7 protein-coding genes are annotated in these 7453 nt (G+C 62.7%); all 7 read left to right on the top strand.

Features of this window, described 5'->3' with window-relative positions; genetic code table 11:
- Window positions 1-38: 38 nt before the first annotated feature.
- The 7 genes from RNA01_RS22485 (at window position 39) to RNA01_RS22455 (ending at window position 7248) form a co-directional block, all read left to right on the top strand.
- Window positions 39-827 (top strand): ABC transporter ATP-binding protein, encoded by a 789-nt coding sequence (locus RNA01_RS22485; protein ID WP_170253616.1) that lies wholly within the window; start codon window positions 39-41, stop codon window positions 825-827.
- On the top strand, window positions 824-1642 hold the full coding sequence (locus RNA01_RS22480; RefSeq protein WP_147182348.1) for an ABC transporter permease: 819 nt from the start codon (window positions 824-826) through the stop codon (window positions 1640-1642). The genes RNA01_RS22485 and RNA01_RS22480 overlap by 4 nt, the downstream gene beginning before the upstream one ends.
- Window positions 1643-1851: 209 nt before the next feature.
- Window positions 1852-2565: a GntR family transcriptional regulator gene (locus RNA01_RS22475; protein ID WP_147182347.1), complete on the top strand. Its 714-nt coding sequence runs from the start codon at window positions 1852-1854 to the stop codon at window positions 2563-2565.
- Window positions 2566-2613: 48 nt separating this feature from the next.
- Entirely contained in the window at window positions 2614-3867 is a 1254-nt protein-coding gene (locus RNA01_RS22470; protein ID WP_147182346.1) for an NAD(P)/FAD-dependent oxidoreductase, read from the top strand.
- 46 nt (window positions 3868-3913) lie between these two features.
- Window positions 3914-5056, top strand: a complete 1143-nt coding sequence (locus tag RNA01_RS22465; protein WP_147182345.1) for a M24 family metallopeptidase — start codon at window positions 3914-3916, stop codon at window positions 5054-5056.
- 163 nt (window positions 5057-5219) lie between these two features.
- Window positions 5220-6131 carry a dihydrodipicolinate synthase family protein gene (locus tag RNA01_RS22460; protein WP_147182344.1) on the top strand — a complete coding sequence of 304 codons (912 nt, stop codon included), beginning with the start codon at window positions 5220-5222 and terminating at the stop codon, window positions 6129-6131.
- A 91-nt stretch (window positions 6132-6222) separates the two neighbouring features.
- On the top strand, window positions 6223-7248 hold the full coding sequence (locus RNA01_RS22455; protein WP_147182343.1) for an Ldh family oxidoreductase: 1026 nt from the start codon (window positions 6223-6225) through the stop codon (window positions 7246-7248).
- Window positions 7249-7453: the final 205 nt, after the last annotated feature.

Genomic DNA, 7453 nt, shown 5'->3' with positions numbered 1-7453 from the left:
GCTTTTATTTCTGACCTAATTGCCTTCCGGAGTGACCTTTGGCCCATCTTGTCTCCATCGAGAACGTCGACATGCGTTATGGCGGACCCGCCGGCACGCTGGCGGTCTCCAATCTCAATCTCAAAGTCGACAAGGGCGAATTCGCCGCGGTCGTCGGGCCATCGGGCTGTGGAAAATCAACGCTGATGAAGCTCGTTACCGGATTGCACATTCCGCAAACCGGCGACGTGATCGTCGCCGGCCGGCAAGTGACTGAGCCCGTTTCGATCGTCGGCATGGCCTTCCAGAACCCGACCATGCTGCCCTGGCGCACGACGCTCGAGAACATTCTTCTGCCGCTCGAGATCGTCGAGAAGCACCGCCACCGCCTGCGCGCCCATAAGAAGGAATACATTCAGAAGGCCGAGAACCTGCTCGAGATCGTCGGCCTAAAGGGCTTCGGATCGAAGTTTCCCTGGCAGCTGTCGGGCGGCATGCAGCAACGCGCCAATCTCTGCCGGGCGCTGATCCACGAACCGGAACTGCTGATGCTCGATGAGCCATTCGGCGCGCTCGATGCCTTTACCCGCGAGGAACTTTGGTGCGTCATCCGCGACCTGCATGCGGCCCAGGGCGTCACCATCATCCTCGTCACCCACGACCTGCGCGAGGCCGTTTTCCTCGCCGATAAGATCTTCGTCATGAGCAGCCGACCCGGACGGGTATTGGCCGAGCACCGCATGCCATTCGCCCGGCCACGCGATCTTGAACTGATGTACGAAACCCGCTTCAACGAAATGGTGCACGCGCTGCACGGCGAGATCGCCAATGCGAGGGTGGCAGCATGAGCACGATCGTAGAGAAGACCGCAACACTCTCTGCCCGCAAACCGCTGATAGACCGGATCAACTGGGTGCGCGCAGCCCCCTGGCTCTACACACTCGCCATGTTCGCCGCCTGGGAACTGCTGGTCCTGGCGCTCGATATGCCGCCGACCATCCTCCCTTCTCCGACGCGCGTCTTCCAGGCAATCCTGCAATACTGGTCGCCAATCTGGAAGAATTCGCTGCAGACGCTCTACACGACGACCCTCGGCTTCATCCTCGCCGTGGTCGCCGGCCTCGGCATCGGCCTTTTCATCGGCTGGTCGAAGACCATCTATGCCGGCCTTTATCCGCTGATGATCGGCTTCAACGCCATTCCGAAGGTGGCGCTGGTGCCGATTCTCGTCATCTGGTTCGGGATCGGCACGGTGCCAGCCGTTCTCACCGCCTTCCTGATCTCCTTCTTCCCGATCGTCGTCAACGTCGCGACCGGGCTCGCCACCATCGAGCCCGAAACAGAGGACGTGTTGAGGGCGCTTGGCGCAAAGAAGATGGACATCATGCTGAAGGTCGGCGTTCCGCGTTCCATGCCCTATTTCTTCGGCTCCCTGAAGATCGCCATCACGCTCGCCTTCGTCGGTTCCGTCGTCTCGGAGACGGTCGCCTCGAACTATGGCCTCGGCAATATGATGAGTTCCGCCCAGAGCCAGTTCAACGTGCCGCTGGTCTTCGCCGGCCTGCTCATGCTCGCCATTGAAGGCATCGCCATGTACGCGCTGATGGCCTGGCTTGAGCGGCGAATGACGGGATGGGCCCATCGCTCGACCATGACCAACTGACGGGCAATCACCGCACGATCAACGTTACCAGGCCGTTTGACAAGATATACAAGGCCCGCGTCGGAGCACTGACGCGGGCCTTGCCGTCTCGACGGCAGTCCAGCCCCCGCGCGCGGTGCGACGATAAAACTGTTGCGCCAATTTACTGTCGACAATATGCATGCAACCACATTTTCGCAAAGATCAGACTCAGGTGACCAGAGGCAGAAATGACGTCAGAGGAAAGCAAGTCCAGGGCCCCGCGTTCGCGCGGTTCCGGCACCCAGACGATCTATGACCGATTGCGGCAGGAAATTCTGTCAATGAGCCTGCCGCCTGGAAGCCAGCTCGACGAAGTCCGGCTTTCGGAACGCTTCGGCATGTCGCGAACGCCAGTGCGCGAGGCCCTGCTCCGGCTCTCCTCAGATGGCCTCGTAACCACGCTGCCGAACCGCAACACGATCGTCGCGACCATCGATTTCGCCAGCCTGCCGCCGTATTTCGACGCGCTGACACTGATGTACCGCGTCACCACCCGCGCCGCCGCGAGTCACAAGGATGCGGCGCGCATGGCCGTGATTCGTGAACGCCAGAGCGAATTCGAAGCCGCGGTCCGGGCACACGACGCCTATGCGATGATCGAAGCGAACCGCGAATTCCATGTCGCGATCGCTGAACTCGGCGGCAATCCCTACTACACCAGCTTTTTCACGCGCCTGCTCGACGAGGGGCGGCGGATCCTGCGCCTCTATTACTCCACCTTCGATGATCGGCTACCGCTGCAATATGTGGAGGAACACGAGGACATGATCAACGCGATCGAGGCCGGCGACGTCGAAACGGCGGACCGCCTTGCTATCGCGCATGCCGGCCAGATCGTCCGGCAGATTCAGGACTATGTCGCACGCGACATGAACAAGGCGTTGGCGATCGACAATCTGTGAACAGATGGGACGGCCGCTTTCAACAAACAGACCAAACGGAAAAATGATATGAGTGCCGATAAAAATGCCGACGTCGTCGTCATCGGAGCCGGGATCGTGGGCGTCATGGCGGCCCTTTACCTGCAAGCGGACGGCCGCAATGTTCTACTCATCGAACGAGACGAAGTCGCATCTGGCGCAAGCGCCGGCAATGCTGGCATTCTAGCCTTTCCCGAGATCATCCCGATCCCCTCGCCGGGCGTCATGCTCAAGGCGCCAAAATGGCTCCTCGATCCACTCGGACCGTTGAGCATACCACCCGCCTATGCGTTGAAGATCACCCCTTGGCTCTGGCACTTCTGGCGCGCCAGTTCGCGCGCGGCCTTCGCACGTGGCATCGCCGCCCAGACGGACATGATGGGCCTCGCCGCCACCGAGATGCAGCATGTCCGCGGCATCGCCGAACTCGCTTCCTTCTTCGACACGACTGGCACGCTTGACCTTTACGACAGCGAAAAGAGCTTCAATGCTGCCGCCCCGGACTGGCTTGAAAAGGAAAAGGCAGGCTTCCAGTTCACCAGCGTCGGGCGAACCGACATCGAGCGATTGCAGCCGGGCCTTGCCCCGCAGTTCCGCCACGCGATGTATTCGCCCGATGGCGTTCAGGTGAATGATCCGCAAGGACTGGCGCGCGCTGTCGCCGATCTGGTCGTGGCGCGTGGCGCGACCCTGCGCAAGGGGAGAGTCATGGACATTGCGCCAACAGGCGACATGGCGGTCCTGACGCTCGCCGACGGGGCGACGATCACCGCCACAACGGTCGTTCTGGCCGGCGGCGCCTGGTCGAAGACACTTGCCGCCCGTCTGGGCGATCCCCTGCCCCTCGAAACCGAGCGCGGCTACAACACCACGCTTCCGGCTGAGAGCTTCCCCTTGCGCCGCCAGCTCTATTTCAACGACCATGCGTTCGTCGTCACACCCCTTTCGAACGGCATCCGGGTCGGAGGAGCGGTCGAGTTGGGCGGGCTCGAACTTCCGCCGAGTTATCGGCGCTCCCAAGCACTGCTAGCGAAAGCCGCGCGCTTCCTGCCGGAGATGAAGACCGAGGGTGGCCGCGAATGGATGGGGTTCCGCCCCTCCATGCCCGATTGCCTTCCCGTCATCGGACGCTCCAGCGCAAGCCCCGCGGTCCTCTATGCCTTCGGCCACGGTCATCTCGGCCTCACCCAGTCGGCGGCGACCGGCAGGCTGGTCTGCGATCTTGCAGCCGGCCGGCCCCAAAACGTCGCCCTCGCGCCCTTCCACCCTGGCCGGTTCCGCTAAGGCGCCCCCCTGACAATTGATACCCTCCATCCCGAAGAGAAATGCGATGACCACTCAACCGTCCTTCACCCCGATCTCGAACGAGGAAAGAGCCGCCCGCCTCACGCGCCTGCGGGCGGCCCTCACCGAAAACGGGATCGGCGCGATCCTCCTCGGCTCGACCGAAAGCCTTCGCTATTTCACCGGCCTCGTCTGGCACCAGAGTGAGCGTCTGCTGGGCGCCGTGGTGACGCCGACGGCGCTGCATTATGTCGTGCCCGGCTTTGAACAGAGCCGCGTCGAGAGCCTGCCGCATCTGCCCGGCGAAATTCACACGTGGCAGGAAGAAGAGAGCAGCGCCGCTCTCGTCGCATCGCTCGTGCCCTCGAAAGACAAGCTGGCGCTCGACGACGCACTACCACTTTTCGTCTTTCATGCGCTCGCCCGGCAATTCGGACCTGAGCGCCTGATTGATGGCGGACCGGTTATCCGCGCCCTGCGCCTGTGCAAGTCGGCAAGCGAGATCGCCATCATCCAATACGCCATGAACCTCACGATAGAGGTCCACAAGCGCGCCCACAGTCTGATCAAGCCCGGCATCCGCGCCTCCGAAGTCATCCGCTTCATCGATGAGCAGCATCGTGCACTCGGCGGAGAGGGCGGCTCAAGCTTCTGCATCGTTTCCTTCGGCGAAGCCACTTCCCTGCCGCACGGCGCCGATGGCGACCAGACCTACAAGCCGGGCGACGTCATCCTGGTCGATACCGGATGCCGGATCGACGGTTACCATTCCGATCTGACCCGAACCTATATGCTCGACGAACCCACTGCCGAATTCACGCGAATCTGGACGATGGAGCGAGAGGCGCAGCAGGCCGTCTTCGACGCCGCCCGGATCGGAGCGCCGTGCGAGAGCCTGGACGCCGCCGCCCGCGCGGTGCTCGTTCGTCATGGCCTCGGCCCCGACTACACCCTTCCCGGCCTGCCACACCGCGCCGGCCATGGCCTTGGCCTCGAAATCCATGAGGCACCTTATATCGTGCGCGGCAACCAGACCCCGCTTGAAGAGGGCATGTGTTTCTCCAACGAACCGATGATCGTCGTGCCCGGCCGCTTCGGCATCCGTCTCGAAGACCATATCCATATGACTGAAACCGGACCGCAATGGTTCACGACGCCCGCCAAGGGGCCGACCGAACCTTTTGGCTGATCCCTCACGATACCGGCACCGGAGACATGTCCGCATCGACCCCGGCGCCGGAGGATCAAGGCAGGAGCCGGACCAGAGGTCCTCGACAAAAACACGCGTCACCACCTTGTCACTTGTCGACAAATTGCATACTGATATATCACACCAACCCAAGGAGATTGCGATGACCACTGGCTGGCGCGGCGTCATTCCCGCTGTAACGACCCAATTCAACGAAGACCTGTCGATCGACTTTGAAAACACCCGCCGGGTGCAGGACGCGCTGGTCAACGACGGCGTGCACGGCCTGATCGTCATGGGCACCTGCGGCGAGAACAATTCGCTTGATCCGGAAGAAAAGCGCCAGATCCTCAAGGGCGCCGTCGAAGTCGTTAACGGTCGCGTTCCGGTCATCACCGGCGTATCGGAATTCGACACCCGCCGCGCCGTCGCCTATGCCCGCGACGCCGAAAAGGCCGGCGCCGACGGCCTTATGCTGCTGCCGGCCATGGTCTATGTGCCCAAGCCCGAAGAGCTGGTCGCCCACTTCAAGACGGTTGCCGAAGCGACCTCTCTGCCGATCATGCTCTACAACAACCCGCCGGCCTACCGCGTCAACATCGGCGCAGACGTCCTGCGCCAACTCGAAGGCGTCGCGAACATCAAGGCGGTCAAGGAAAGCGCCCCGGATACCCGTCGCTTCACCGACCTCATCAATGAATTCGGCGACCGCTTCGACATCTTCGCCGGCCTCGACGACGTCGCGCTTGAAGGCATGATGCTCGGCGCCAAGGGCTGGGTCTCCGGCCTCACCAGTGCCTTCCCGCAGGAATCGGTTGCGCTCGTCGCCGCCGTCGACCGCGGCGACTGGGAAGAGGCTCGCCGCATCTATCGCTGGTTCATGCCGCTTCTGCATCTCGATGCCGAACATGACCTGGTGCAGACAATCAAGCTGGCCGAGCAGATCATGGGCCGCGGCTCCGAGCGCGTCCGCATGCCGCGCATGATCCTTCAGGGTGCTCGCCGCGCCGAGATCACCGCCATGGTCGAAAAGGCTGCCGCCACCCGTCCGTCGAAGGCGGCGAAGGCCGCCTGAGCCGCAGTCCGGCCCGTCCAGCAGAACTCCGGGCCGCCAGCCGCATCGCGCTGGCGGCCCTTTCTTTTGAACACGACAGGAAAGCCTGATTATGTCCCAGGATCTCGAATACATCCCACTCGAAGACGCCAAGTGCCTCGCAACCGACATCCTTCTCGCGGCAGGGCTTTCTGAAGGCCATGCCGAAGCGATCGCGAAGTCCGTCGTCTCGGCCCAGCGCGACGAGTGCTTTTCCCACGGTCTCTGGCGCCTGCTCGGCTGTGTCGCGACGGTGAGCAAGGGCAAGGTCGACCCAAAAGCCGTACCGGCTATCGATGCTTCGGCGCCCGGCATTGTCAAGGTCGATGCCAAGTTCGGCTTCTCGCTGCTCGCCTTTCGCGAGGGACTGCCAGACCTGATCGGCAAGGCGAACCGCTTCGGTATCGCCGCCATGGCGATCAACCACTGCTACCATTTCTCGGCGCTATGGCCCGAGATTGAGGAAATCACCGAGGCCGGGCTCGTGGCGCTTGCCATGACGCCAAGCCATAGCTGGGTCGCGCCGGCCGGCGGCAAGAAGCCGGTCTTCGGCACCAATCCGATTGCCTTCGGCTGGCCGCGTCCCGCGTCGAACCCGTTCGTCTTCGACTTTGCCACCAGCGCCGCCGCTCGCGGCGAGATCGAGCTGCACCGACGCGCCGGCAAACCCATCCCGCTCGGCTGGGCGATCGACAGCGATGGAAATGACACGGCGGACGCCACCAAGGCCATGGAAGGCGCCATGCTGACCTTCGGCGGCCACAAGGGCTCGGCCCTTTCGGCCATGATCGAGCTCATGGCCGGTCCGCTGATCGCCGACATGACGAGCGCTGAATCCATGGCCTTCGACGAGGGGGCCGGCGTGGCGCCCTGCCACGGCGAGATCATCATCGCCCTCGACCCCAAGGTCTTCCTCGGCAGCGGCATGGAGCAGAACATGCGGCGGGCGGAAGACATGTTCGCCGCCATCACCAGCCAGGGCGCCCGCCTGCCCTCGCAGCGCCGCTACGAAGCTCGCGCTAGAAACGAGAGCCGCGGCATCCCCGTCCAAACATCCCTGCTTGAGGAGCTGAAATCGACTCTGGCCTCACTCGCCTGAGCCGTAAAATCACGTACACCCCCGGCATTGCGCCGGGGTCCTTCGCCAGCATGGCCTCTGGCCACAACCTGATGAAAAGCAGTCGAAACTCAACGAAAAGAGGTTGCGCTTACCATTGATCGCGGTCACATTATCGATCGTCGACCAAAGAAGTCTGACAACATGACAACGTAGGAGGAGCGTCCATCATGACGTCGCAAAGCGA

Source organism: Paenirhizobium naphthalenivorans, from assembly GCF_007992095.1.
In the GTDB taxonomy this organism is placed as follows: Bacteria; Pseudomonadota; Alphaproteobacteria; order Rhizobiales; family Rhizobiaceae; genus Allorhizobium; species Allorhizobium naphthalenivorans.
Note: the sequence above shows the minus strand (reverse complement) of the source record. Positions and strands in the feature narration are given on the sequence as shown.

What these genes read in the sequence shown, in the direction of transcription:
- RNA01_RS22480 (WP_147182348.1), top strand. Translation starts at nt 824, where the DNA reads ATGAGCACGATCGTAGAGAAGACCGCAACACTCTCTGCCCGCAAACCG.
- RNA01_RS22475 (WP_147182347.1), top strand. Translation starts at nt 1,852, where the DNA reads ATGACGTCAGAGGAAAGCAAGTCCAGGGCCCCGCGTTCGCGCGGTTCC.
- RNA01_RS22470 (WP_147182346.1), top strand. Translation starts at nt 2,614, where the DNA reads ATGAGTGCCGATAAAAATGCCGACGTCGTCGTCATCGGAGCCGGGATC.
- RNA01_RS22465 (WP_147182345.1), top strand. Translation starts at nt 3,914, where the DNA reads ATGACCACTCAACCGTCCTTCACCCCGATCTCGAACGAGGAAAGAGCC.
- RNA01_RS22460 (WP_147182344.1), top strand. Translation starts at nt 5,220, where the DNA reads ATGACCACTGGCTGGCGCGGCGTCATTCCCGCTGTAACGACCCAATTC.
- RNA01_RS22455 (WP_147182343.1), top strand. Translation starts at nt 6,223, where the DNA reads ATGTCCCAGGATCTCGAATACATCCCACTCGAAGACGCCAAGTGCCTC.